Source organism: Pseudomonas saliphila (assembly GCF_008638345.1).
Lineage (GTDB): Bacteria > Pseudomonadota > Gammaproteobacteria > Pseudomonadales > Pseudomonadaceae > Halopseudomonas > Halopseudomonas saliphila.
Genome location: NZ_VTVA01000001.1, coordinates 181524 through 205280 on the forward strand (window position 1 = coordinate 181524; position 23757 = coordinate 205280).

Here is a 23757-nt window from a genome sequence, read left to right on the forward strand (position 1 = left end):
GTACTTAGAACCTGACATCCCCGCCTATGCTGCGGCAAACCTCACCGCGCACGGCTTTCTATTCCAGATTCTTCGCGGGATTCCTGATCATCCGCCCAGCCGGCTGATGTCGTTATAGATGGCAAACACCATCACGCCCACAATCAACGTCAAGCCGATCTGCAACCCCCAGGCCTGAATTCGTTCGGACAGCGGCTTGCCCCTGACCCATTCGGCTGTGTAGTAAACCAGATGCCCACCATCGAGCACAGGGATAGGCAGCAGATTCAACACTCCCAGACTGATACTCAGATAAGCGATGAAATTCAGAAAGCTTTCCGGACCGGACTTGGCTGAAGCGCCCGCCACTTTAGCAATGGTTATCGGGCCACTCAAGTTTTTTGCCGAGACCAGCCCGGTAACCATTTTCTTCAAGGAATCGAGGGTCAGTACCGTCATGTCCCAGGTCTTGTTGACCGCGACGGGGATTGCCACCAATGGATTGTATTCGATGGTACGGATCATGCGATCCGGCCACTCAAAGGCAGCCACACCCGCACCGATGAAACCGATTTGCCGGTCCTCCACCTCGCGCACCGCCGGCGTGACCTCGAGCGATAGTCGTTCGCCGTCACGCTGTACTTCGACCGTCAGAGGCTCGCCCGCGCTGGCTTGAATGGCCGGCACTACCTGGCGCACCCAGTCGTTAACCGGCTGACCATTGATCGTCAGGATCAGATCGCCGTTGCGTAAGCCCGCCGCGTAGGCTGCGCCATCGGCGCTCACCTCGCCCAGCAGCGGTGTGATTTCAGGTTGCCAGCTGGTCAGTCCCAGTGCGCTGATCGGATCTGGCTGGTCGGCGCCACGCAACCAATCCTGTAGCTCAAGCGTATAACGCTGCGTAACACTGCTGCCCTCTTCCTTGCCGAGCAACTGCAACTGCCCACTTTCACCTAGCCGCCGAATCAGCTGCAGATTGACATCGTGCCAGCTTTGCGTTTTCGCGCCATCAATTTCTATGACTTCCAGACCTTCACTCAAGCCTGCCCGCGCGGCAACGCTGTCCGGGGTGACCGGCCCCAGAACCGGCGCGACCGTCGTCACGCCCAACACAGCGATGAGCCAGAAGGCTACGATTGCCAGCAGAAAATTGGCGATAGGACCGGCCGCGACCACCGCGATGCGCTGCTTTACGTCCTTGCGGTTAAACGCCTGATCCAGCTCGGCGGGGTCAACGGGGCCTTCACGCTCATCCAGCATCTTGACGTAACCGCCAAGGGGGATGGCGGCGATAACGTACTCAGTGCCGCGCTTATCGTGCCAGCGGAACAGTGCGCTGCCGAAGCCCACGGAAAACCGCAACACTTTGACGCCACAGCGCCGGGCGACCCAGAAGTGACCATATTCATGAATGGTAACCAGGAGACCAAGGGCTACGATGGTAGCAAGCAGGGTGAAAAGCAGATCCATTTAACGCCTCTTTCGGAGGTTCCGCTTGCGCGGACGGCTCCGGTTCAATCTTTGAGGGCCAACCAGTTAGCTGCGTGTTGCCGCGCCAGACGGTCGGCCTGCAGAACATGCTCCAGATCCCGCACCGGCTCGCAAGCCTGGCGACTCAGGGTGTGCTCGATAATAACAGGGATCGAGGTAAAGCCAATGCGTCGTGCCAGAAAGGCTTCGACAGCAACCTCGTTGGCCGCGTTGAGGATAGCGCAGGCGGTGCCGCCCTCTTCAGCCGCCTGTCGGGCCAGGCGCAGGCAGGGAAAGCGCTCTGGATCGGGCGCTTCGAAGTCAAGCCGAGCGACGCTCAACAGGTCCAGCGGGCTCACGCCCGAGTCGATGCGCTCGGGCCAGGCCAGAGCATGGGCGATAGGCGTGCGCATATCGGGATTACCCATCTGAGCAAGCACCGAGCCGTCGGCGTAATCCACCAACGAATGCACCACACTTTGCGGGTGGACCACAATTTCCACCTGGGAGGGTCGCGCATCAAACAACCAGCAGGCCTCGATCAGCTCAAGGCCCTTATTCATCATGCTGGCGGAATCCACCGAAATCTTCTGACCCATCGACCAGTTCGGATGAGCGCAGGCTTGCTCGGGGCTCACCCCTTCGAGTTCCTTACGACTGAATTCACGGAACGGGCCGCCGGAAGCGGTGAGCAGAATCCGCCGCACACCGACTTGCTGTAGCCCATCGGGGTACCGGCCGGGCATGCATTGAAAAATTGCATTGTGCTCGCTATCGATTGGCAGCAGCCGCGCGCCGGAGGTTTTCACGGCATCCATCAACAAGGCGCCGGCCATGACCAGCGCTTCCTTGTTGGCCAATAGCACCTTTTTGCCGGCGTGCGCCGCAGCCATTGTCGGCTGCAAACCTGCTGCTCCGACAATCGCCGCCATGACGGCATCAACCTGCTCATGTGCAGCCACCCAGGCCAGCGACTCGGCGCCGTGCAGCACATCGGTCAGCGAGCCTGCAGCCGACAGCCTGGCCTGCAAGGCCTGCGCCTGCGCCTGGTCAGCCACCACTGCGTATCGTGGCTGATGCGCCAGACACTGCTCGGCGAGCTCGCGCATGCGGCTGTGGCCGGTCAGTGCAAACACCTTATAGCGCTCTGAATGCCGGGCAATGACATCAAGGGTGCTGACACCGATTGAGCCGGTGGCACCCAGGACGCTGATCCAGGTCGGTTTCACCCGAGCGTGCTCCCAACAAACAGCCAGTACAGGGCAAAGATCGGAATAGCGGCAGTGAGACTGTCGACTCTGTCCATCACGCCGCCGTGGCCAGGCAACAGGTTACTGCTGTCCTTGAGTCCCTGCTCACGCTTGAACAGGCTTTCCGTGAGATCACCCACCACGGAGAATAATACGACCAGCAGCGCGCCGAGCAACCCCAGCAGCACCGAACGCAAATCCCATCCTAGGTAAATCAGGGCAACCAGGGTCAACAGCTGAGTCAGGGCTACACCACCGAGCAACCCTTCAACGGTTTTGCCTGGGCTCACGGCCGGACGCAGTTTGCGGCGACCCCAGGTCTTACCCGCGAAATAGGCTCCGATATCGGCAGCCCAGACCAGTATCATGGTCGCCACAATCAGCCATAACCCGTTGTCCTGAGCCTTCAGCCACACCAGGCCATACCAGGCAGGAAGCAACACCAGCAAGCCGAACAGTTGACCGATCATGGATCCGGCCCAGAGCCCACGGCCTCTGGGATAGCGCATCACCAGGATCGTAGCGATTAGCCACCAGCCTAGTGCGGGCAATAAGACGTACTGCGCAGGCCATTCGTCGCGATATAGCCCGGAGAGCAATAACGCCACGGCAATGGCATAGATAATTCGGCCGCTTTTGGAGGATTCGCCGCCAAGGCGGGCCCACTCCCAGGCGGCGAGCGTGACGATCCCACCGACGAACAGGGCAAACCAGCCACCGTCCAATAAAACAAACCCAGCAATGGCCAGCGGCGCAAGAATCACCGCGGTTATCACACGTTGCATCAGCATCAGGATTCCGCCGCGACTTGTTCGCTCGTTTTGCCGAAACGGCGCTGACGACTGGCGAAATCCGCCAATGCCCCGCGCATCGCTTCATGCTTGAAGTCCGGCCAGTACAGGTCGGAAAAATACAACTCGGCGTAAGCCAGCTGCCACAACAGGAAATTGCTGATACGCCGCTCACCGCCGGTGCGGATGCACAGGTCAGGCAGCGGCCACTCCGCCGTACTCAAGCGGGCCTGGAAATCATCTTCGGAAATTGCCGAGGGGTCCAACAGACCAGCAGCTGCATCGATAGCCAGCCCCCTGGCAGCCTGAGCCATGTCCCACTTGCCGCCATAATTGGCCGCGACCACCAATGTCATGCGCTGACCATCAGCGGTCAGCGCCTCGGCATCCGCCATGGCCCGCTGAAGTTCAGCCGAGAACCTGGAACGATCACCAATAAGGCGCAATCGAATACCGTTTTCGCTCAGTTTGCGCACTTCCCGCCGCAATGCCCGGAGGAAAAGCTCCATTAATGCGCCTACTTCGGCCTCAGGACGACTCCAGTTTTCACTGGAGAAAGCGAACAGAGTGAGTACCTCGACGCCTTCCTCTGCGCACACCTCAATCACGGCGCGGACAGCATCGACGCCCGCCTTGTGACCGGCCACGCCGGGCATGAAGCGTTTGCGGGCCCAGCGATTATTGCCATCCATGATAATGGCGACATGCCGCGGATTGTCAGGTGATGAGGGGCTGATAACGTTCTGCTGTTTCATGTGATGACTTGGGAGGAGGACCTTAAATGGCCATCAAATCCACTTCCTTGGATTCCAGTGCCTTGTCGATCTCGGCAATGAATTTGTCAGTCAGTTTCTGCACATCATCAGCGGCGCGACGCTCTTCGTCCTCGCTGATTTCCTTCTCCTTCTGCAGATCCTTCAGCTGGCTCAGCGCGTCGCGACGGATGTTGCGCACGGCAACCCGGGCATTCTCCGCTTCAGAGCGAGCCTGCTTGGTGAAACCCTTGCGGGTCTCTTCGGTCAGGGCCGGCATCGGCACGCGAATGGTCGTGCCGGCAGTGGCCGGATTCAGACCCAGATCAGAGGTCATGATGGCTTTTTCAACAGCCTGAATCATGCTGCGATCGAACACGGTCAGTGCCAGCGTCCGGGAGTCTTCAACGTTCACGTTGGCGACCTGGCGCAATGGCGTATCAGCCCCGTAATAGGAAACGACTACTGTGTCGAGAATGCTCGGATGAGCGCGCCCTGTGCGGATCTTGGCAAAGGCGTGGTCCAACGATTCGACCGACTTCTTCATCCGCTCCTGCGCGTCTTTCTTGATTTCATTGATCATTACTAGTCCTCGATCAGAGTGCCTTCGGCGCTTCCAACGACTGCGTTCAACAGCGCTCCGGGCTTGTTCATATTAAACACGCGTAACGGCATCTTGTGATCGCGGATCAGGCAGATGGCGGTAAGATCCATCACACCCAGCTTAAGATCCAGGACCTGGTCATAGGTCAGCTTGTCGAAACGTTCGGCATTCGGGTCTTTCATCGGATCGGCGTTGTACACCCCGTCGACCTTGGTCGCCTTGAGCACAACATCGGCGTCCACTTCGATGCCGCGTAGGCAGGCGGCGGTGTCAGTGGTGAAGAAGGGGTTGCCGGTACCAGCCGAAAATATTACCACGTCGCCGCCAGCAAGATAGCGCATCGCTTTGCGTCGGTCGTAGTGCTCGGTGACGCCTTCCATGGTAATGGCTGACATCACCCGGGTCTGGATATTGGAGCGTTCGAGCGCGTCACGCATGGCCAGGCCGTTCATGACCGTCGCCAGCATGCCCATGTGGTCGCCTGTTACCCGATCCATGCCAACGGCATGCAAGGCTGCGCCGCGGAACAGGTTGCCACCGCCGATCACCAGGCCAACCTGCACGCCGATACCGACCAGCTGCCCCACTTCAAGGGCCATACGATCCAGAACCTTCGGATCAATCCCGATCTCCTCAGTGCCCATCAGCGCTTCGCCGCTGAGCTTGAGAAGGATCCTTTTATATTTGGGCTGGCGACTGCTAGGTACCTGGGCCATGCTTGACTCTCCTGCTGTGGGTGGAGAAAAACTCAACAAGTCTCACCATGGGAGCGCTGTTTAGCGCTTCCCTAGACACTCGGGATGATTACTTGTTCAGTGTTTCCTAAAAAAGAGGCCTCCCGCTTACGCGGGAAGCCTCTGATCAACCATATTACAGTTGCCCTGCTCGAGCGACTGCTGCGCGCTGGTTAAACGGCACGGATCTTACTTCTTGGACGCTTCGAGCTGGGCCGCAACCTCTGACGCGAAGTCGACTTCGGCGCGCTCAATACCTTCACCCACTTCGAAACGTACGAAGGAGATGACTTCAGCACCGGCCTTCTTGGCCAGGTCGCCGACCTTGATTTCAGGGTCCTTGACGAAGGGCTGCTCAACCAGGCTGGCTTCGGACAGGAACTTGTTGATCCGGCCCTTCACCATGTTCTCGACGATATTTTCCGGCTTGCCAGCGATCTTCTCGGCGTTCAAGGCCATGAAAATTTCCTTTTCCTTTGCCACAGCTTCTTCAGAAACTTCAGAAGGAGCAAGGAACTGCGGGTTGCTGGCCGCTACGTGCATAGCGATATCGCGCGCCAGTTCAACGGTGCCGCCTTTGAGGGTAACCACAACACCGATGCGGTGACCGTGCAGGTAAGCGCCGATGACGTCACCCTCGACGCGGGCCAGACGACGGATATTGACATTCTCGCCGCACTTGGCGACCAGCGCTTCACGGGCGGATTCCTGATCGGCAATCAACGGCGCTGCATCGGTGTAACCGGCTGCGAAAGCCTTTTCCAGGCTGTCGCTGACGAAGCCTTTGAAGTCGTCCTGCAGAGCCAGGAAGTCGGTCTGGGAATTCACTTCAACAATCACTGCCGCTTTGTTGTCATCAGCAACCTTGACCGCGATTGCACCCTCGGCAGCAATATTGCCGGCTTTTTTTGCAGCCTTGATCGAACCGGCAGCGCGCATGTCGTCAATGGCTTTTTCGATGTCGCCGCCGGCAGCGTTCAGTGCCTTTTTGCAATCCATCATGCCCTGGCCAGTGCGCTCGCGCAGTTCTTTAACCATGGCTGCAGTAATCTGTGTCATAGAGATATTCCTCTGAATTGCTTGATTTTTAGCTGCCCGGGAGATTCGCAGGCAGCCATATCAGTGTTGCAAAAAGATATGGCAAAAAAGGGGGCATAGCCCCCTTTTTAGTACGGCATTAACGCGCCGTTAACCCTCAGCCCTGGGGTGCCTCAGCAGCAGGAGCGGATTCTTCAACGAACTCATCAGCGCCGCCGTTGGTGTTCTTGCCGCTCAGTACCGCGTCAGCCATGGCTGCTGCGTACAGACGGATCGCACGAATAGCGTCGTCGTTACCTGGGATGACGTAATCGATGCCGTCCGGGCTGCTGTTGGTATCAACGATGCCGATAACCGGGATACCCAGCTTGTTGGCTTCGGTGATAGCAATGCGCTCGTGCTCGACATCAATAACGAACATTGCGTCAGGCAGGCCGCCCATATCCTTGATGCCGCCCAGACCACGATCCAGCTTTTCCAGATCGCGAGTGCGCATCAGCGCCTCTTTCTTGGTCAGCTTGGTGAAGGTGCCGTCCTGCGACTGGATTTCAAGATCACGCAGACGCTTGATGGATGCGCGGATGGTCTTGTAGTTGGTCAGCATGCCGCCCAACCAGCGGTGATCGACATACGGCATGCCGGCACGGCTTGCTTCTTCAGCAATGATCTTGCTGGCAGCACGCTTGGTGCCGACGAACAGCAGCTTGTTCTTGCCGGAAGCCAGCTTTTCCACGAAGCTCAGGGCGTCGTGAAACATGGGCATGGTTTTTTCGAGGTTGATGATGTGAATCTTGTTGCGAGCGCCGAAGATGTACTTGCCCATCTTCGGGTTCCAGTAACGGGTCTGGTGGCCGAAGTGCGCACCGGCCTTCAGCATATCGCGCATTGATACTTGAGTCATGACAGCTCCAATATATATCGGGTTGAGCCTCCACGTATCCCAATGCCCAACCCCGGAGGGCACCCAGGACAATGTGACGATACGTGTGCGGTTTCAGTTTCGCCTGGGCACAGATAACTGCGTTCTCTCAGGCGCGGCGCTTTATACCATATCGCGCGGGCTGCGGAAACAGGAAGTTGCCGGACGGTCGCCGTGGCCCTGGCCGCCACGTCTGGTAAACAGAGCCCTGCATGTCTGGTAAACTGTGGGGCTTGTCCAGTCCCTACGCCAGTTCAGGCGTCGTAATCGAGAGAGCCCAAACATGACAGTTACCATCAAGACTCCGGAAGATATTGCCGGCATGCGCATCGCTGGTCGGCTGGCCGCAGAAGTACTGGAGATGATCGGTGAGCATGTCAAACCAGGCATCACGACCGAAGAGCTGGACCGCATCTGCCACGACCACATAGTTAATGTGCAGAAGGCCATCCCCGCGCCGCTGAACTACGGCGGCGCGCCCGACCGCATCCCCTTTCCCAAATCGATATGCACCTCGATCAACCACGTGGTCTGCCATGGCATCCCGAACGAAAAGCCGCTAAAGAGCGGCGACGCGCTCAATATCGATGTCACCGTCATCAAGGATGGCTACCACGGCGACACCAGCAAGATGTTTATGATCGGTGAGGTGCCTGAATGGATGGAGCGGCTCGCCAGGGTGACGCAGGAATGTATGTATAAAGGTATCTCGGTAGTGCGCCCCGGCGCTCGCCTGGGCGATATCGGCCACGTGATCCAGACCCACGCGCAAGCTAACCATTACAGTGTGGTACGCGAATATTGCGGTCACGGCATCGGCAAGGTATTCCACGAGGAACCTCAGGTACTGCATTACGGCCGCGCCGGCACCGGCCTCGAATTGAAGGAAGGCATGACCTTCACCATCGAACCGATGATCAACCAGGGTCGTGCCGAAACCCGGCTGCTGGGAGATGGCTGGACCGCCATTACCAAGGATCGCAAGATGTCCATGCAGTGGGAACACACTGTGCTGGTTACCGCCGACGGCTACGAAGTACTTACCCTGCGTAAAGAAGAAAGCTTCAGGTAATCGCTGCACGCCATTCCGAGGGCACTACCGTGGACCATGAACTTTTCGACCGGGGCCAGTTTCAGGCTGAACTGGCCCTGAAAAGCAGCCCCGTGGCGGCTTTCAAGAAAGCTATCAAGCATGCGGACCACGTCCTCAAGGTGCGCTTCAACGGCGGGCGGGACATTCGCAAGCTGGTGCATGACCGCGCCTGGTTTACCGACCAGATTCTAACCCAGGCCTGGAGCCGGCTGACCTGCGCTGAAGATCCGGACATCGCCCTGCTGGCAGTCGGCGGTTATGGCCGCGGTGAGCTGCATCCGCATTCCGACATCGACCTGTTGATTCTGTTGCGTGAGGACAACGCGGCCGACTATCGCGATTCAATCGAGCAGTTCCTGATGCTGCTGTGGGACGTCGGCCTGGAAGTGGGCCAGAGTGTGCGCTCGGTCGCTCAATGCGAAGAAGAAGCGCGCGCCGATATCACGGTGATCACCAATCTGATGGAGTCGCGCACACTGGCCGGCGGCGAAGACCTGCGCCAAGCCATGATCGCTAACATCGGTACCGACAAGATGTGGAGCGACGCCGAGTTCTTCCGTGCCAAGCGCGCCGAGCAGCAGGCGCGCCACGCCAAATTCAACGACACCGAATACAATCTCGAGCCGAACGTCAAAGGCTCCCCTGGCGGTCTGCGCGACATCCAGACCATCGGCTGGGTCGCTTTACGGCATTTCGGTACCAGCGATCTGCGCCAGCTGGTGGACCGCGGTTTCCTCAACGAATCCGAGTATCAGATTCTGGCATCAGGTCAGGCCTTCCTGTGGAAGGTACGCTTTGCCCTGCACCACCTTGCCGGGCGCGCGGAAGACCGTTTGCTGTTCGACCACCAGCGGGCACTGGCGCGATTGCTGGGCTATGAGGATACCGACACCAAACTCGGCGTTGAAAGCTTCATGCAGCGCTATTACCGGGTAGTGATGTCGCTATCGCAGCTGAACGACTTGCTGATGCAGCACTTCGAGGAAATCCTGCTGCGTGATGCCGAGGCCGCCGATATCACCCCGCTCAATGCGCGGTTTCGGATCCGTGATCATTACATCGAAGTGACTGACGACCAGGTCTTCCAGCGCACCCCGTCAGCCCTGCTGGAGATTTTCCTGCTGATGGCGCAGCACGTCGAGATCCGTGGCGTGCGCGCCGGGACCATACGACTGTTGCGCGACCACCGGCATCTTATCGACGAAGCTTTTCGCAGCGACATCCGCAACACCAGCCTGTTCATCGAGTTGCTACGCTGCAGACAAGGGATCCACCGCAATCTGCGGCGTATGAATCGCTACGGGATTCTGGGACGTTATCTGCCGGAGTTCGGCAAGATCGTCGGACAGATGCAACACGATCTGTTCCACATCTATACCGTCGACGCCCATACGCTCAACCTGATCAAGCACTTGCGCAAGCTGGGGCATTCCGACTACCAGGAAAAGTACCCACTGGCATGGCGCATCTTCAACCGGCTGCCGAAACCGGATCTGCTGTATATGGCCGGCCTGTATCACGACATTGCCAAGGGCCGGGGTGGCGACCATTCCGAGCTGGGCGCGGTGGATGCCGAGGCGTTCTGCAAGCGCCACAAGCTGCCCGCCTGGGACACCCATCTGGTGAGCTGGCTGGTGGGTAACCACCTGATCATGTCCACTACCGCACAGCGTAAGGATATTTCCGACCCGCAGGTCATCCATGACTTTGCCCTGCGCATGGGCAACCAGGTGCGCCTGGATTATCTCTACGTACTGACCATCGCCGACATCAACGCGACCAATCCGACCCTGTGGAATTCCTGGCGCGCCTCCCTGTTGCGCCAGCTGTACACCGAGACCAAGCGTGCATTGCGCCGCGGGCTGGAAAACCCGCCCAACCGGGACGAGCATATTCATCAGACCCAGCAGGCCGCGCTGGATATTCTGGTGCGCAGCGGTATCGATGAAGAAGACGTCGAAGCCCTGTGGGAGCAGCTGGGAGAGGACTATTTTCTCCGGCATACCGCCAACGATATCGCCTGGCATACCGAGGCCATCGCCCAGCACGCTGACAAACACGTGCCCCTGGTATTGATCAAGGAAACCGCTCAGCGCGAATTCGAAGGTGCTACCCAGATCTTCATCTATACCCCGGAGCAGAACGACCTGTTTGCCGTGACCGTTGCGGCAATGGATCAGCTGAATCTGAGCATTCAGGATGCCCGCGTCATCACCTCGACGGGGCGCTTCAGCCTGGATAACTACATCGTTCTGGACGCCGACGGCGAATCCATTGGCGACAATCCGGAACGCATTCGCCAAATCAAATCAGGGCTGATTGAAGCCTTGTCCGATCCGGACTCCTATCCGTCGATCATTCAGCGCCGCGTCGCGCGCCAGCTCAAGCATTTCGCCTTCCCGCCGGAGGTCACCATCTTCAACGACCACGGCGGCCAGCACACGATTCTGGAGCTCAGCGCACCCGACCGCCCCGGCTTGCTGGCGCGTATGGGCAAGATCTTTCTGGATTTTGATATCAGCGTGCAGAACGCCAAGATCGTGACCTTGGGGGAACGAGTGGATGACGTCTTCGTCCTCACGGACGCGAACAACGAGCCCTTATCGGACCCCGATCTCTGCGCCCGGCTGCAGGCCACTATCGTCGAGACCCTGGGCTCCAATTACCAACAAGATCATAACCGCTCGCATGATATCGCGAACCGGCACTGAGGATATTTCCGGATGAACACCGACCTGCAACGTTTGCAGCCCTACCCGTTTGAAAAACTGCGTGCGTTGATCGCTGACGTCGAACCCCATCCGCAGCTGCGCCCTATCGCGCTATCGATCGGCGAGCCCAAGCATGCATCGCCGCCGCTCGTACTGGACGCACTGAGCCGGAATCTCGACAAGGCCGCGGTCTATCCCACCACGGCCGGTACGCCTGAGTTGCGGCAAGCCATCGCCGACTGGCTGACTCACCGATTCGCCCTGCAGCCGGGCAGCCTGACCCCGGAGGCCAACGTGATTCCGGTCAACGGTACGCGTGAAGCGCTGTTCTCCTTTACCCAGGCCGCGGTCAGCCGCGATCCGCAGGGGCTGGTGGTCAGCCCCAACCCGTTTTATCAAATCTATGAAGGTGCGGCCTTTCTCGCGGGCGTGGAGCCACACTATCTCGCCTGTGACGCGTCCAATGGCTTCGTACCCGACTTCACCGCCGTGCCCGCAGACATCTGGCAGCGCTGCCAGCTGCTGTTCATCTGCACGCCGGGCAATCCTATAGGCGCAGTGATCGGACTGGAGACGCTGCAGCAGCTTATCCACCTGGCGGATCAGTACGACTTCATCATTGCCTCGGATGAATGCTACAGCGAGATCTACGCGCCGGAACAGCCCGCCCCGGTTGGTCTGTTGCAAGCCTGCGCGGAGTTGGGCCGGCATGACTTCGCCCGCTGCGTGGTCTTTCACAGCCTATCCAAGCGCTCCAACCTGCCTGGTTTGCGTTCAGGCTTTGTCGCCGGTGATGCCAGTCTGCTCAAGCCCTATCTGACCTACCGTACCTATCACGGCTGCGCCATGCCGGTGCAGACCCAGCTGGCCAGCATCGCCGCCTGGCAGGACGAGCAGCACGTCGAGGAGAATCGTCAGCAGTACCAGGCCAAGTTTGATGCGGTGCTGGATATTCTTGGCGACGTGCTGGATGTACAGCGTCCGGATGCCGGGTTCTATCTATGGCCGAGAACGCCGATAGATGATGAAAGTTTCACTCGGCGGCTGCTCGCCGAACAGAACGTATCGGTGGTGCCGGGCCGCTATCTGTCCCGGGATGTCGAGGGCTACAACCCGGGCGCCGGACGGGTACGCATGGCCCTGGTCGCGCCGCTGGCCGATTGCATCGAGGCGGCGCAGCGCATCCGCCGCTTCGTCGAGAGCCTCTGAGTGTCGCCCCGACTGACAGCCGAAGCATCGCCGTGGCATAATCCGGCTCACGTTTTTTTCGGTCCTGGCCTTTGTGGAGACGCCCATGTCTGAGGTTACATCCGGCGGTGACGCCAGCCCGGTTTGCCTGTACGGCATCAAGGCCTGCGACACCATGAAGAAAGCCCGCACCTGGCTCGATGAGCAGGGCGTTGTGTACCGCTTTCATGACTACAAGAAGGAAGGTATCGACGCGCAGCGGCTACAGGCCTGGTGCAGTGAGCACGGCTGGGAGACGATCCTCAACCGTCAGGGCACCACCTTTCGCAAGCTCTCTGATGCTGACAAGCAGGATATCGATACTAATAAGGCCGTGGCGCTGATGCAGGCCAACCCCTCAATGATCAAGAGACCGGTACTCGATACCGGCTCGGAACGTCTGGTGGGCTTCAAGCCCGATCTCTACGCACGCGTTTTCGATTGATCTTCACGAACCATGCAAAGGAATTCCCCATGAGCGAATGTTTCAGCCTGGCCTTCGGTATTGGAACCCAGAACAGCGCAGGCGACTGGTTGGAAGTGTTCTACCCGCAGCCCCTGCTCAACCCCGAAAGCGGGCTGTTGAAGGTAGTGGCCGATCAGCTCGGTTACGCAGGTGGCAATCAGGCGATAGCGGTTTCTGCCATTCAGTGTGAGACGCTGGGCAAGGCGATCGAATCGGCCGGCTTCGCCGAAGTCGGCGCTCTGGTCACCCAACTGATCAGCAGCAACAAGCCGCTGGTGGCGACCATTCTGGCTACCGACGAGGCGCCCTCTTCCACCCCCGAGGCCTACCTCAAGCTGCATCTGCTGTCACACCGTCTGGTCAAGCCGCATGGCGTAGTATTGGCAGGTATCTTCCCGCTGCTACCGAACGTCGCCTGGACCAACCACGGCGCCATCGATGTCAACGAACTGCCCCAGCGTCAGCTGGCAGCCCGCCTGAAGGGCGAGACTCTGAATGTACACAGCATCGATAAATTCCCGTCGATGACCGAGTACGTGGTGCCCGGCGGCGTACGCATTGCCGATACCGCACGGGTCCGCCTGGGCGCCTACGTCGGCGAAGGCACTACTGTCATGCATGAAGGTTTTATCAACTTCAATGCCGGTACCGCCGGCACCAGCATGGTCGAAGGTCGCATCTCCGCCGGCGTGTTCGTTGGCAAGGGTTCCGATCTGGGTGGTGGTTGCTCGACCATGGGCACCTTGTCCGGCGGCGGCAATATCGTCATCGCGGTGGGTGAAGGCTGCCTGATCGGAGCCAACGCCGGTATCGGTATCCCGCTCGGCGATCGTTGTACCGTCGAGGCAGGCCTGTACATCACGGCGGGTATCAAGGTTGCCTTGCTGGATGATGCCGATAACCTGGTGGAGATCGTCAAGGCTCGCGAACTGGCCAACCAGACCGACCTGCTGTTTCGCCGTAACTCGCAGACCGGCGCTATCGAATGCAAGACCAACAAGAGCGCCATCCAGCTCAACGATATGCTGCACGCGCATAACTGAGTTCAACATCAAACGCCCGGGTATGCCGGGCGTTTGAATGCGTTCTGACCGCTCCCTCCCCGCTAGACGTCCAGCTTGACCCCGCGCAGCAACCGCTCGACGATCTTCGCCGAAACATTCAATCCGAATGCGCCGGTAACCATCGACACAGCTCCTATCCCCCCTTCGCAATCCAGCTTGACCGTCTCGCCATTGAAGGTTTTTTGACGACACACGCCGCCATCGGATGACGGATAACGCAGTTGCTCGGTGGAATACACACAGGGCACACCAAAACTGCGTTTGCTGCCGTCTCTGGGGAAATTGTGCTTGCGCCGCAGCTGCGAGCGCGCCTTGGCCGCGAGTGGATCATTGGTCGTCTTCGACAGATCCGACACCTTGATCTGCGTGGGATCGATCTGGCCCGCCGCGCCGCCGGCCGTCACGATGGGGATGCGCCGCCGCCGACACCAGGCGATCAGCGCCACCTTGGAATTCACGCTATCGATACAGTCCGCCACCGCATCCAGCTCCTCGGTGATGTACTGGGGCAAGGTGCTTTCGGTGACGAAATCCATGATCGCAGTCACCTCGCAATCGGGATTGATCGCGCGCAAGCGCTCAGCCATCACCTCGACCTTGGGCCGACCGATCTGCCCTTCGAGCGCCGGCAATTGCCGGTTGGTATTGGTCTGACACACCTCATCGAGATCGATCAGCGTGATGCGCCCGATGCCCGTTCGGCCCAGCGCTTCGGCCGCCCAGGAACCAACGCCGCCGATGCCGATCACCGCCACATGGCTGTCACGCAGACGGGCCAGCCCCTCATTACCATACAGCCGGGCAATGCCAGCGAAACGGGGATCATCTGTACTCATGCGCACCTCATTATCAACTGCGCGCAGTATAACTCAGGCATCTGCCGGCTTGGGCCAGCCAGGCGCAGCAGAATGCACGAGACAGACGCCCTGCTCCGGCTGCATGCCGGCCAGATATCGCTACACTGGCATGATGAGCATTCTGTTTTGCGCGCGACGTCCTGTATCCTGTCATCCTTTTCCGGAAGCCTCTCATGTCCAGCAAGTCAGCACCCCGTAAAGCCGCAGTGACCCTGCATCCGCGCAACCGCCACCAGGGCCGCTACGATTTCAAGGCGCTGGGCAAGTTGCGGCCCGAGCTGCTCGAGTTTCTGATTCCGGGCAAGGAGCACAATCTCACCCTGGATTTCACCAATCCCGTCGCCGTCAAGGCGCTTAACCGCGCATTGCTCCAGCACCACTACGGCGTACAGGACTGGGACATCCCCGAAGGCTACCTGTGCCCACCGGTGCCGGGCCGCGCCGATTACGTGCACGCGCTGGCTGATCTGATCGGCGAAAGCCATGACGGGCATATCCCGCGCGGACCGAAGCTGGTTGGGTTGGACATCGGCACCGGCGCCAATCTCATCTATCCGCTGATCGGCAATCACGATTACGGCTGGCGTTTTGTCGGCACCGACATCGATGCGCCGGCATTGAGTAACGCCCGCCGCATCATCGCCGCCAACCCGTCGCTGGCTAACCAGATAGAGCTGCGCCTGCAACCGGATCCTGACAAGCTGCTGCACAACATTGTGGGCGCCGATGAGCGTTTTGACTTCAGTCTGTGCAATCCGCCCTTCTATGCCGATGCCCAGGCAGCCAAGCAGGCCAACCAGCGCAAGTGGCGCAACCTTGAAGAGCACCATGGCAAGCAGCTGACCCCGCATCAGAGTTTTGGCGGCCAGGCCAGCGAGCTGTATTGCGCCGGCGGCGAAGTGGGTTTCCTGACGCGGCTGATCAACGAAAGCATTGCATACGCGACCTCGGTGTTCTGGTTCAGCAGCCTGGTGTCAAAAGCGGCCAACCTGGACGAACTACAGCAGCAATTGCGCCAGCTCGGTGCCTGCGACATACGCGTGGTGCCCATGACCCAGGGGCTCAAGCACAGCCGGATGCTGGCCTGGACCTTCCTCGACAAGAAGCAGCGTCGTGCCTGGCGCAAGGCGCGCTGGAGCTAGGCATTGCCCATGCCTGGCTAGGCCACTGCGGCGTCACCAGCACCCTGGGTCTGGTATCATGGCGCCGAATTTCAACGACCTGCGAACCGAGCCCATGACCGACCTCTCCCCTACTCTTTCTCTGGCCTGCGAGCTGATCTCGCGCGATTCGACCACCCCGGAGGATGCTGGCTGCCAACACCTGATGGGCGAACGGCTCGCGGCTGTTGGCTTCAAGCTGGAATCCTTGCGCTTCGGCGAAGTGGACAACCTGTGGGCGCGCCGCGGCACCGAAGGTCCGGTGCTGTGTTTTGCCGGGCATACCGATGTCGTCCCCACCGGGCCGGTAGAACGCTGGGATCAGCCACCCTTTGAGCCAATCGTACGCGATGGCATGCTCCTCGGGCGCGGTGCTGCAGACATGAAGGGCAGCCTGGCAGCCATGGTGGTGGCGGTTGAGCGCTTCGTTGCCGCGCACCCTGATCACAACGGCTCAATCGCCTTTCTGATCACCAGTGACGAAGAAGGTCCGGCCACAGAGGGCACGGTCAAGGTAGTTGAAACACTGGTCAATCGCGGCGAGAAAGTCGACTGGTGCATCGTCGGTGAGCCCTCCAGCACCGAGCTGGTCGGTGACATGGTCAAGAATGGCCGGCGCGGCTCGCTCAACGCACGGCTGATCATCAAGGGTAAGCAGGGCCACGTCGCCTACCCGCATCTGGCCCGCAACCCGATTCATCTGGCGGCGCCCGCGCTGGCAACACTGGCACAGGAAAGCTGGGACGCCGGCAACGCGTTTTTCCCGCCCACCAGCTTCCAGATCTCCAATATCCATTCCGGCACCGGTGCGACCAATGTCGTGCCCGGCGAACTCGAGGCCTTGATCAACTTCCGCTTCTCCACGGAATCGACGGTCGAAGGTCTGCAGTTGCGGGTGAGCGATATCCTCGATCAACACGGGCTGGATTACGAGCTGGAGTGGACAGTCTCCGGGCTGCCCTTTCTCACCGAGCCCGGCGACCTGCTGGATGGCGTCTCGGCGGCCATCCGCCAGGTGACCGGGCGCGAGACCCAACCCTCTACCTCGGGCGGCACCTCCGACGGGCGTTTCATCGCGGCAATGGGCACCCAGGTGGTTGAGCTCGGTCCCATCAACGCGACCATCCACCAGCTCAACGAACACGTCGCCGCTGCCGACCTGGATACCTTGACCGATATTTATCAAGCCACCCTCGAACAGTTGCTCTGCTGATGCTTGATCTGATCTGTCCCCAGTGCCGCGAGCCACTGACCGCCACCGAACGTAACTGGCGCTGTGCCAATGGCCATAGCTATGACCAGGCCCGCCAGGGCTATCTGAACCTGTTGCTGGTGCAACACAAGAACAGTCGTCAGCCCGGCGATACGCCGACCATGCTGGCATGCCGTCAGGCATTTCTCGACGCCGGGCACTATCAGCCGGTGAGCGATGAGATCAACCGGCTGATTGCCGAGCTGGCGCCCCGCACGCTGCTGGACATGGGCTGTGGCGAAGGCTATTACACGCACCGCCTCACCGCCGCCTTGCCTGGCACCGCCATCGGTGGACTGGATATCAGCAAGGACGCTGTGCTCAAGGCCTGCCGTCGCAGCCGCGACATCCAGTGGCTGGTAGCCTCCAGCGCACGCTTGCCAGTCGCCGATGCGAGCCTGGACGCTGCACTCTGCGTATTCAGCCCCTGGTCCTGGGATGAATGCCTGCGCAGCCTGCGACCCGGCGGGCATGTCCTGCTGGTAGGTCCCGATGCCGATCACCTGCTGAGCCTGCGGGCAAAGCTCTACGATAGCGTCCACCCAACGCCGGAACTGATAAAACAACTGCCGGAGGGCCTGCGCATCGTCAATGATCAGGTCCTGCGCTATGCTCTGGATCTGAAGCCAGCTGATCTGGCCAGCCTGATCGGCATGACGCCCCACGGCTTCCGCAGCCGCCCCGAACGCCAGCAGGCTTTGCTGGAGACGGGACTGCCGGAGCTTGAGGTGGCCATGCGTATGGTCCTGCTGCAACGTTGCTGAGAGGAATTTGCGTGCGACAACCCGATATTGAAATCTACCTGCGAGAAGAGAATCTCGACGCACTCACCGACTGGCTGGGACAGCAGCTGGGCAGCCTCGAACTCAAGGGATGGAACGGCCTCACCCGGCACGGCACCTTGATGCTGGACGGTCATCCCATTCCGATGATGATTGTGCGCAAGGCCGCAGGCAAATGGGCCAGCGTCTGGTTTGACAGCGACGCTACACCCTGGGACACCGACCTGGACTGCGCGCGCGCGATTCATGCTGCCATCGGCCACGAGGTACGCTGTTCGGTGGGTGGCTGGTCCGAGGAACAGGGCGATGCCGATGTGGACCTCTGGATGAAAGTGAATGAGGAAGGCGAAGCCGAGTTCACCTGGGCGCTGAAGCCCTGAACTGCAAGCGAACGCCCGTTTAGCCTGGGGACTATGTGATGAACCAACCGATAATTGTTGCCTGTGGCCACTGTCACCGGAAAAACCGTCTCGACCTCAGCCGGCTGGATTCCGATCCACGCTGCGGGGTCTGCAAGCAGGCGCTGTTTACCGGCCAGCCGCTCTCGTTGAACGCGGCGCAATTTCGCATCCATGCATCCGCCGACCTGCCGCTGGTTGTTGATTTCTGGGCGCCCTGGTGTGGGCCCTGCCTGCAATTTGCGCCCGTATTCGAGCACGCGGCAGCGTCCATCGAGCCTCGCGCCAGACTGGTCAAGATCAATACAGAAGACGAGCAGACGCTGGCGGGCCAATATGGCATCCGCAGCATCCCGACGCTGATGATGATCCGTGGCGGCAAAGAGGTTAACCGCATGGCCGGAGCGATGCCGGCAGCTCAGTTCAAGCAGTGGGTCCACCAGCAGCTCGGTTGACCCACCCGGTCGCCGGGCAGCGCCGGCGACGCTTCCCGCGCGCTACTCCTGCGCCGAGTCAGCCGGCTGGTTGCGCACGATATCCGCGTGACGCTTGTTCAGCTGCTCTACCTGCCCGATTGCCAGCTGGAAGGCCCAACGCTCATCGGCGTTGATTTCCAGCTCGCCCTTCTCAGGACTGGCGTAACGATCGATCACCAACCAGTAACGCCCATCCAGATCGTGCAGGCTGGCTTGCAGCTCGGCGCCCTGCCAGGTCTGCAGCTGCATACGTAATACCGGCTCCTGTAAGGGCAGATCCTGACGCGGCACTACATCCTGCGCCCGCAGGCTGGCCAGCGCCAATACCATGCTGTTGATCCAGCGTTCGTTACCCACTTGCAGAGCTGGCTCAAGATCAACCAGGCGGAAGTTGTAATCCCCCTCCCTGGCCTTATCGAGTTCCAGAACCTCACCGTCAGCGTGCTCCCAGCGGGCGCTCGACAATTGCTCCATGGGGATATCAGTGACCTGCAGGGCCAACCACTCACTGCTGTTGACCGTCATGTTCAACGGGCGGTTGACCAGCCATACCTGATCATTATCGGCGAAGCGTACCAACTGACCGGTGCCCACTGTATTGCCGTAGAGCAGAGTCATCTCCCCCTCGCCGGCCAATGTGACGGCAAGCGTTTCGGCCGCATCCGCATCGGGGTCGAGACCCAGCCGGGCATGGTAGTCGGGGTTGGCGGTCTGATTCTCGATGATGCGCGCGCCCCGCAGGGCGTGCAGCAAGGCCGCCAGACGTTCGCGCTGCGCCGGGAACAGGTCATGCTCGGCGACGCCCCAGTCATTCTCAGTGCGCACCAGTTGCACCGAGGCATCAGCCCGCGATAGCGTGATGCGCTCCACGTCGGCCAGCTGAGCAAGCTGGTCTTCCGACAGCAGCGCACGGCTTTCCAGATCCGCCACGCGGTCGCTGCCCTGCATACGCAGGGCGACCACCACCAGAACCACAGTGAGCAGCGCCAGGGCTGCGATCAGTTTTTTCATCACAGCCTCCTCAGGCGGAACGCCGGCGCAGACGGCCGACCAACAGCCACAGCAGCACACCCAGCGTCAGCAACGCCGGTACCAGCGCGATGTTGATGACCTTCAGCTGGGTACCGAGCTGTTCGATATCCTTGTTCAACTGGAAGCGCACGTCGCGCAACTGCTTGCGGATCTGCAGCTTCTGGTCCAGATAGCGCTGAATTTCCTGCTCCTGTGCGGGCGTCAGTTCGCTCAGCTGGGATGGATCCTGGCCTTGCTGCATCTGCGCCAGACGCTGCTCGGTTTCCGCCAGCTGTTGCTGCAACCGCTGCTCGCTGGCACGGAAACGCTGTTCGGCGTTACGCTGCAGCTCTTCGACCACAGTGAAAGGTCGGCTGAAATCGCCACGCGACCTAACGCTGATCAACGCCTCGGAGCCCGACAGATTGTCCAGCGCGTTGAACAGCAGGCCGCCGTTGTCCGCCCAGGGCTGTGGAACGCGTTCGCCAAAGAAGTCCTGCACCTGCACCCACATGCGGTCGGTGAGCATGTCTGTATCAGCCACCACCATCACGTTGATGTTGTCCGACTCAGTCAAGCCGGGCTCACGCTCGGCAAGACCGTCCGGGTAGGCGGTTTGCGCCGGTCCCTGCAGCCGCGCAGCGAAATGGTAGACCTGATCATCCGCCTTGAATCCATCCAGCAGCACCTCGGGGTCCTGCATCGAGGTGAAACGTTCGCTGGATATCAGAGCGCTGTTGGCGGTACTGGAAAATAGAGGCGTAAAGCTGGTCTCGCTGCCCTCTTCCGGAATCAGTGCGCCGCCGGTACCAATGGTCAACAGACTCAAGGGCGCCATGACCGTGTCATCCACATTGAGTTGCGCTGGCTCCAATTCCAGCCAGCCAATGTGACGGGCAGGCAACTGTCCCTCTCCGCGGCCGACTGACATACCCAGACGTGCGTCGACCACCACCTGAGAGGGATCGAAGCGCACGCCCCAGCTCTTCAGCAGCGGCCCGAGATCCGACGCCTTGCCATCAGCCATCATATCCAGCATGGCCTCCTGGCTCTGGTCTGACTCGGCCAGTGGGTCGATGAAAGCCAGCAACCGGCCGCCACGCAGGACAAACTGATCGATCGCAAACAACGCGGATTCGCTCAGCGCCTTGGGATGCACCAACAGCAGCACCTCAAGTTCTTCGGGGATTGCATCGATATCATGCTCAAGCTCGCGGATATCGAACATCTGCCGCACCTGCTCGAAGGCCATCCACGGCGGGCTGGCCTGACCGGACATGGGGTCCATGCCACCAGACATCGGCAAGCCGGCGATGATGCCGATTTCGTTCTTCTCGGGCTGCGCCAGGCTGTTGATCAGCCGGCTGAGCTCATATTCCAGCAAGCCTTCCTGCTCCATGGCAAAGAACGGAATCACCTCACGCTGGGCCAGGGTGTTGGTGCCGGCCAGACCGAAGTACAGTTGCTCGCCGGACTGAGACAGCGGAACAGCCTGCAGGCCAAACTCGGCAGCACGGTCTTCGGCCTCCGAGAAGGGCTGCGGGTCGATGATCCGTAGCTCCAGTTTGCCGTCGGCTACGCGCTCGTATTCCTTGAGCATTTCCTCGACACGACGCGCGTAGTTGCGCAGCACCACCATGTCCTGGCTGGCCCGGTCGGAGAAGAAAAAGTTGAGGGTAATCGGCTCGTCCAGATCTTTCAGAATCTGTCGGGTGCCATCAGAAATGGTGAACAGCTTCTGCTCGGTCAGATCAAGCCGGGCACCCGGCAGCAGCACGCTGGACGCCATGTTGAACGCGACGAAGGCCAGCAGTAGCACCAGCAGGCCGGCACCTGAATACATTAAACGTTTCATTGTTCGGTCTCCTCGCCTCAATCGGCCTTTTTAAGGTCGATGACAATCGCTGTGGCACATAACCAGACGGCCATGAGCGATATGAAATACAACAGATCGCGCAGATCCAGCACGCCCTTGCTGATGGCGTCAAAGCGAATCAGGAAACTGAGCGAGGCGATGGCATCCACCAGCCATTGGGGAGCCCAACCGCTGAACAGATCCAGGACCAGCGGCAGACCGCTGACGATAAAGACAAAACAGGCGACCACACTGACGATGAAGGCAATGACCTGGTTCTTGGTCAGTGCCGACATGCACGAACCAATCGCCAGATACCCGCCGGCCAGCAACCAGCTACCGATATACCCGGTGATGATCGCGCCGTTATCCGGGTTTCCCAGATAGTTGACGGTGATGACGATCGGAAAGGTCAACAACAGCGCAATGCCGACAAACACCCAGGCCGCCAGGAACTTGCCCAGCACCATATCGGTACGCGATACCGGCAGGGTCATCAGCAGCTCGATGGTGCCGGACTTGCGCTCCTCGGCCCACAGCCGCATGGCCACTGCCGGCACCAGGAACAGGTATAACCACGGATGGAAGTTGAAGAAGGCATTCAGGTCGGCCTGGCCGCTTTCGTAGAAGCCGCCAAGGTAGAAAGTGAAGACCGCTGCCAGCACCAGAAAGATGACGATAAAGATGAACGCCAGGGGCGTGGAGAAATAGCTGCCCAGCTCGCGCTTGAAGATTACGCCAAGGTTTTTCATGCTGCCTCCCCTTCGGTCAGACGACGGAAGACTTCGTCCAGGCGGCCCCGCTCGACCGACAACTCCTTGACCGGCCAATTGTGCTCACGGGCATACTGGCCCACGGCCGGGAACACCACTTCGCCGGGTTTGGCCACGACGGTGAGCAGCTGGCCATCGCGCTGCTGCTCGACATCGAGCACACCGGGTAGCGCCATCAAGGGGGCGCTATCCACCGCATGCTCGAGATCGACAGTCACCGCCTGGTGATAACGGGAGCGGGCTTCAAGCTCGGCCGGCGTACCGTCAGCCAACAGCCGGCCACGGCCGATCACCACTGCGCGGGTACACACAGCACTGACTTCTTCGAGAATATGCGTGGAGATCACCACGATCTTGTTGCTGCCGCTGGCCAGCTGCTGGATCAGATTGCGCACCTGATGCTTCTGGTTCGGATCAAGCCCATCAGTGGGCTCGTCAAGAATCAGTACCTGCGGATCATGCAGGATGGCCTGGGCCAGGCCGACGCGTCGTTTGAAGCCCTTGGACAGCGTCTCGATACTCTGGTTGAGCACCCCATTGAGCTCCAGCTGCTCGGCCGCCAGCGCCACCCGCTTGTGCTTCTCGGCACCCGAGAATCCCCGCACCTCGGCGATGAACTCAAGAAAGCGCTTGACCCGCATGTCGCCGTAGCAGGGCGCGCCTTCCGGCAAATAGCCCATCTGCTGCTGTGCCTGCAGAATCTGCGACTGGATATCGAAGCCACAGACCGAGGCGTTACCGCCATCGGGTGTGAGGAACCCGGTGAGCATTTTCATGGTGGTGGACTTGCCGGCGCCGTTCGGCCCCAGAAATCCGAGTACTTCCCCCGGCTGCACTTCAAAGGACAAGTTGTCCACGGCGACATGGTCGCCAAATCGTTTGGTCAGGCTGTTTATCTTTATCATGGCCTCTGTTCCATCTCCCCCGAGAGTTTTGGGTCTGCTGAGGTTTTCGGTCAATGTGCTGAAAACCTCAACAGACACTGGCGCGCCGCAAACATGCGGCGACCGCAACGCGCAAGGATACATGGATTGACGAACCGCAGGGTGATAGACCGAACCCGGGACGTGAGCGTGGCAAAACCAGCAACAACGC

Annotated in this window: 23 protein-coding genes; 10 read left to right on the forward strand and 13 right to left on the reverse strand. The window is 60.0% G+C overall.

The window, feature by feature from the left end:
• Positions 1–87: 87 nt before the first annotated feature.
• The 8 genes from rseP to rpsB form a co-directional block, all read right to left on the reverse strand.
• On the reverse strand, positions 88–1449 hold the full coding sequence (rseP, locus tag FHK95_RS00830) for a sigma E protease regulator RseP (protein WP_150302690.1): 1362 nt from the start codon (positions 1447–1449) through the stop codon (positions 88–90).
• Between the two features lie 44 nt (positions 1450–1493).
• Entirely contained in the window at positions 1494–2678 is a 1185-nt protein-coding gene (ispC, locus tag FHK95_RS00835) for a 1-deoxy-D-xylulose-5-phosphate reductoisomerase (RefSeq protein ID WP_178114672.1), read from the reverse strand.
• The gene (locus FHK95_RS00840) at positions 2675–3490 is read right to left on the reverse strand and encodes a phosphatidate cytidylyltransferase (protein ID WP_150302692.1); all 816 of its coding nucleotides are present in this window, start codon (positions 3488–3490) and stop codon (positions 2675–2677) included. The genes ispC and FHK95_RS00840 overlap by 4 nt, the downstream gene beginning before the upstream one ends.
• Complete coding sequence (gene uppS / locus FHK95_RS00845) at positions 3490–4245, reverse strand: polyprenyl diphosphate synthase (RefSeq protein ID WP_150302693.1); 756 nt, start codon at positions 4243–4245, stop codon at positions 3490–3492. Before uppS ends, FHK95_RS00840 begins: the two co-directional genes overlap by 1 nt.
• A gap of 22 nt (positions 4246–4267) precedes the next feature.
• Positions 4268–4825, reverse strand: a complete 558-nt coding sequence (gene frr / locus FHK95_RS00850; RefSeq protein WP_150302694.1) for a ribosome recycling factor — start codon at positions 4823–4825, stop codon at positions 4268–4270.
• 2 nt (positions 4826–4827) lie between these two features.
• The gene (gene pyrH, locus FHK95_RS00855) at positions 4828–5562 is read right to left on the reverse strand and encodes a UMP kinase (protein WP_150302695.1); all 735 of its coding nucleotides are present in this window, start codon (positions 5560–5562) and stop codon (positions 4828–4830) included.
• 207 nt (positions 5563–5769) lie between these two features.
• Positions 5770–6639 carry a translation elongation factor Ts gene (tsf, locus tag FHK95_RS00860; RefSeq protein WP_150302696.1) on the reverse strand — a complete coding sequence of 290 codons (870 nt, stop codon included), beginning with the start codon at positions 6637–6639 and terminating at the stop codon, positions 5770–5772.
• Positions 6640–6775: 136 nt separating this feature from the next.
• The gene (gene rpsB / locus FHK95_RS00865) at positions 6776–7519 is read right to left on the reverse strand and encodes a 30S ribosomal protein S2 (RefSeq protein ID WP_150302697.1); all 744 of its coding nucleotides are present in this window, start codon (positions 7517–7519) and stop codon (positions 6776–6778) included.
• Between the two features lie 301 nt (positions 7520–7820).
• Here rpsB and map point away from each other — a divergent pair, with 301 nt between their 5' ends.
• From map to dapD, 5 genes are all read left to right on the forward strand, one after another.
• Complete coding sequence (gene map, locus FHK95_RS00870; protein ID WP_150302698.1) at positions 7821–8609, forward strand: type I methionyl aminopeptidase; 789 nt, start codon at positions 7821–7823, stop codon at positions 8607–8609.
• A 29-nt stretch (positions 8610–8638) separates the two neighbouring features.
• Positions 8639–11341, forward strand: coding sequence for a [protein-PII] uridylyltransferase (locus FHK95_RS00875; protein ID WP_150302699.1), 2703 nt, complete (start codon positions 8639–8641; stop codon positions 11339–11341).
• A gap of 12 nt (positions 11342–11353) precedes the next feature.
• Positions 11354–12550: a succinyldiaminopimelate transaminase gene (gene dapC, locus FHK95_RS00880; protein WP_150302700.1), complete on the forward strand. Its 1197-nt coding sequence runs from the start codon at positions 11354–11356 to the stop codon at positions 12548–12550.
• A gap of 85 nt (positions 12551–12635) precedes the next feature.
• Complete coding sequence (locus tag FHK95_RS00885; RefSeq protein ID WP_150302701.1) at positions 12636–13013, forward strand: ArsC family reductase; 378 nt, start codon at positions 12636–12638, stop codon at positions 13011–13013.
• Positions 13014–13042: 29 nt separating this feature from the next.
• The gene (dapD, locus tag FHK95_RS00890; protein WP_150302702.1) at positions 13043–14077 is read left to right on the forward strand and encodes a 2,3,4,5-tetrahydropyridine-2,6-dicarboxylate N-succinyltransferase; all 1035 of its coding nucleotides are present in this window, start codon (positions 13043–13045) and stop codon (positions 14075–14077) included.
• A gap of 62 nt (positions 14078–14139) precedes the next feature.
• On the opposite strand, the gene tcdA is transcribed toward dapD, so the two are convergent.
• A complete protein-coding gene (tcdA, locus tag FHK95_RS00895; protein ID WP_150302703.1) occupies positions 14140–14934 on the reverse strand; it encodes a tRNA cyclic N6-threonylcarbamoyladenosine(37) synthase TcdA in 795 nt (264 codons plus the stop codon).
• Between the two features lie 194 nt (positions 14935–15128).
• Here tcdA and rlmF point away from each other — a divergent pair, with 194 nt between their 5' ends.
• The 5 genes from rlmF to trxC all read left to right on the forward strand — a co-directional run bounded on the left by rlmF (position 15129) and on the right by trxC (position 19002).
• Positions 15129–16097 (forward strand): 23S rRNA (adenine(1618)-N(6))-methyltransferase RlmF, encoded by a 969-nt coding sequence (gene rlmF, locus FHK95_RS00900; protein WP_150302704.1) that lies wholly within the window; start codon positions 15129–15131, stop codon positions 16095–16097.
• A 94-nt stretch (positions 16098–16191) separates the two neighbouring features.
• Positions 16192–17328 carry a succinyl-diaminopimelate desuccinylase gene (dapE, locus tag FHK95_RS00905; protein WP_150302928.1) on the forward strand — a complete coding sequence of 379 codons (1137 nt, stop codon included), beginning with the start codon at positions 16192–16194 and terminating at the stop codon, positions 17326–17328.
• Positions 17328–18131, forward strand: a complete 804-nt coding sequence (locus FHK95_RS00910) for a putative RNA methyltransferase (RefSeq protein ID WP_150302705.1) — start codon at positions 17328–17330, stop codon at positions 18129–18131. The genes dapE and FHK95_RS00910 overlap by 1 nt, the downstream gene beginning before the upstream one ends.
• 11 nt (positions 18132–18142) lie before the next feature.
• Entirely contained in the window at positions 18143–18529 is a 387-nt protein-coding gene (locus FHK95_RS00915) for a hypothetical protein (RefSeq protein WP_150302706.1), read from the forward strand.
• 38 nt (positions 18530–18567) lie between these two features.
• A complete protein-coding gene (trxC, locus tag FHK95_RS00920; RefSeq protein ID WP_150302707.1) occupies positions 18568–19002 on the forward strand; it encodes a thioredoxin TrxC in 435 nt (144 codons plus the stop codon).
• A 42-nt stretch (positions 19003–19044) separates the two neighbouring features.
• On the opposite strand, the gene FHK95_RS00925 is transcribed toward trxC, so the two are convergent.
• From FHK95_RS00925 to FHK95_RS00940, 4 genes are read right to left on the reverse strand one after another with little or no spacing between them, the layout of a single operon-like run.
• Positions 19045–20034, reverse strand: coding sequence for a DUF4340 domain-containing protein (locus tag FHK95_RS00925; RefSeq protein ID WP_150302708.1), 990 nt, complete (start codon positions 20032–20034; stop codon positions 19045–19047).
• A gap of 10 nt (positions 20035–20044) precedes the next feature.
• The gene (locus tag FHK95_RS00930; RefSeq protein WP_150302709.1) at positions 20045–21889 is read right to left on the reverse strand and encodes a GldG family protein; all 1845 of its coding nucleotides are present in this window, start codon (positions 21887–21889) and stop codon (positions 20045–20047) included.
• 17 nt (positions 21890–21906) lie between these two features.
• Complete coding sequence (locus FHK95_RS00935; RefSeq protein WP_150302710.1) at positions 21907–22641, reverse strand: ABC transporter permease; 735 nt, start codon at positions 22639–22641, stop codon at positions 21907–21909.
• Positions 22638–23567, reverse strand: a complete 930-nt coding sequence (locus tag FHK95_RS00940) for an ABC transporter ATP-binding protein (protein ID WP_150302711.1) — start codon at positions 23565–23567, stop codon at positions 22638–22640. The genes FHK95_RS00935 and FHK95_RS00940 overlap by 4 nt, the downstream gene beginning before the upstream one ends.
• Between the last annotated feature and the right edge of the window lie 190 nt (positions 23568–23757).

Excerpts from the sequence above, each read along its gene's own strand:
- rseP (WP_150302690.1), bottom strand. The coding sequence starts at position 1,449 with ATGGATCTGCTTTTCACCCTGCTTGCTACCATCGTAGCCCTTGGTCTC.
- FHK95_RS00840 (WP_150302692.1), bottom strand. The coding sequence starts at position 3,490 with ATGCTGATGCAACGTGTGATAACCGCGGTGATTCTTGCGCCGCTGGCC.
- uppS (WP_150302693.1), bottom strand. The coding sequence starts at position 4,245 with ATGAAACAGCAGAACGTTATCAGCCCCTCATCACCTGACAATCCGCGG.
- frr (WP_150302694.1), bottom strand. The coding sequence starts at position 4,825 with ATGATCAATGAAATCAAGAAAGACGCGCAGGAGCGGATGAAGAAGTCG.
- pyrH (WP_150302695.1), bottom strand. The coding sequence starts at position 5,562 with ATGGCCCAGGTACCTAGCAGTCGCCAGCCCAAATATAAAAGGATCCTT.
- tsf (WP_150302696.1), bottom strand. The coding sequence starts at position 6,639 with ATGACACAGATTACTGCAGCCATGGTTAAAGAACTGCGCGAGCGCACT.
- rpsB (WP_150302697.1), bottom strand. The coding sequence starts at position 7,519 with ATGACTCAAGTATCAATGCGCGATATGCTGAAGGCCGGTGCGCACTTC.
- map (WP_150302698.1), top strand. The coding sequence starts at position 7,821 with ATGACAGTTACCATCAAGACTCCGGAAGATATTGCCGGCATGCGCATC.
- dapC (WP_150302700.1), top strand. The coding sequence starts at position 11,354 with ATGAACACCGACCTGCAACGTTTGCAGCCCTACCCGTTTGAAAAACTG.
- FHK95_RS00885 (WP_150302701.1), top strand. The coding sequence starts at position 12,636 with ATGTCTGAGGTTACATCCGGCGGTGACGCCAGCCCGGTTTGCCTGTAC.
- dapD (WP_150302702.1), top strand. The coding sequence starts at position 13,043 with ATGAGCGAATGTTTCAGCCTGGCCTTCGGTATTGGAACCCAGAACAGC.
- tcdA (WP_150302703.1), bottom strand. The coding sequence starts at position 14,934 with ATGAGTACAGATGATCCCCGTTTCGCTGGCATTGCCCGGCTGTATGGT.
- rlmF (WP_150302704.1), top strand. The coding sequence starts at position 15,129 with ATGTCCAGCAAGTCAGCACCCCGTAAAGCCGCAGTGACCCTGCATCCG.
- dapE (WP_150302928.1), top strand. The coding sequence starts at position 16,192 with ATGACCGACCTCTCCCCTACTCTTTCTCTGGCCTGCGAGCTGATCTCG.
- FHK95_RS00910 (WP_150302705.1), top strand. The coding sequence starts at position 17,328 with ATGCTTGATCTGATCTGTCCCCAGTGCCGCGAGCCACTGACCGCCACC.
- trxC (WP_150302707.1), top strand. The coding sequence starts at position 18,568 with ATGAACCAACCGATAATTGTTGCCTGTGGCCACTGTCACCGGAAAAAC.
- FHK95_RS00925 (WP_150302708.1), bottom strand. The coding sequence starts at position 20,034 with ATGAAAAAACTGATCGCAGCCCTGGCGCTGCTCACTGTGGTTCTGGTG.
- FHK95_RS00930 (WP_150302709.1), bottom strand. The coding sequence starts at position 21,889 with ATGAAACGTTTAATGTATTCAGGTGCCGGCCTGCTGGTGCTACTGCTG.
- FHK95_RS00935 (WP_150302710.1), bottom strand. The coding sequence starts at position 22,641 with ATGAAAAACCTTGGCGTAATCTTCAAGCGCGAGCTGGGCAGCTATTTC.
- FHK95_RS00940 (WP_150302711.1), bottom strand. The coding sequence starts at position 23,567 with ATGATAAAGATAAACAGCCTGACCAAACGATTTGGCGACCATGTCGCC.